The following is a 1166-nucleotide window of genomic DNA, read 5'->3' on the forward strand; positions in this document are numbered from 1 at the left end:
ATCACAGTTTTCATCACCTGGTTTAACAATTGTTCGAGAACGATTTCACCGGAGATAGCTTGGGATGCTTTCATTACAGCGGCAAAATCTAGCGTTTCCCCGGAATTGCTACCAGTTGTGGTGATTGGATTGATGGTATTATTTTCAGTAGCTGTTCGGGTTGAACCAAGCCACTGGAGATATTTTTCATCTAAATCTTCTACTTTGTGTTTGGCTCCCCAGATTTGATAACCTTGGTATGCTTTTTTTAAATAAATTTGGGCGAAGTCAGATTTTTCTTGGGCAAACCAAAACTTGGCGGCTAGTTCGTTGGCGAGTGCTTCTTCGTGGACAAACTCATTTTCTTTGGCTAATTTAATTGCTCGATCGTATAAATTCATCGCTTCATACCACTGACTGGAGAGGCGAGCCATTTCTGCGGCGACTAAAAGATACTTATGCAGAAAATTTTCCTGGCAATTATTTGCCCAGTTTTGCATTTGTGCTTGGTTAGCCTCCATTTTAGTCCAGTATTCTTGTTGCTCTTCTGGAGAAACAGATGGATGGAGTGCAGCTAAAATCATGGAATAGTAAAAGTTGTAAGTAGAAGCTTGAATAGTGCCAGAAATAAACGCTAATAGTTCCTGCGCTTTGGCTATAGATGCTAACGCTAGTTGCAACTCGCCATATAAATAGAGAACTTGAGCCTTGAAAATGTAATAATAGCAGATTGCGTTTGGGGTTCGGCTAACTTCTTCTTGATTTAGATAGTCGGATTCGTCAATCTCATCGCACCTAAAATCAAGCTTATCTTGCGTTTCTCCGAGCAAGTTTTGTAAAATTATTTTCTGTCCCAAGGTACAATCTACAGACCATTGGTTTTGGGTTTTTTGACAGAAAGGGAGAATGTCAGATGCCTCATGACGAAGTAAAGATACATTTTTGCCTTGGCAAATTCCATTTAATAAAGTATGAGTCATGCTAAAGCCAGTATATAGAAGCATACCTGACTGTAACCCACCCTCAACCGATTCGGCGTTAATATTTTCAGTTTCCTGGATATGCTTAACCCATGACCAAGAAAAATTGGCAAGTAAATTAGCTGTTTGACTTATAGAGTATAAATCATCGAACTTTTTACTTAACTGATATCCTAGCAGGGTGAGTTGGTAACTTAACTGATAGTT

Annotated in this window: 1 pseudogene; it reads right to left on the bottom strand. The window is 39.2% G+C overall.

What is annotated here, in order from left to right:
* Nucleotides 1-983 (bottom strand): annotated as a pseudogene (locus tag QUA45_RS28925) (serine/threonine-protein kinase PknK); the annotation flags it as partial.
* Nucleotides 984-1166: the final 183 nt, after the last annotated feature.

Source organism: Microcoleus sp. Pol12A5, from assembly GCF_036701435.1.
Lineage (GTDB): Bacteria > Cyanobacteriota > Cyanobacteriia > Cyanobacteriales > Microcoleaceae > Microcoleus.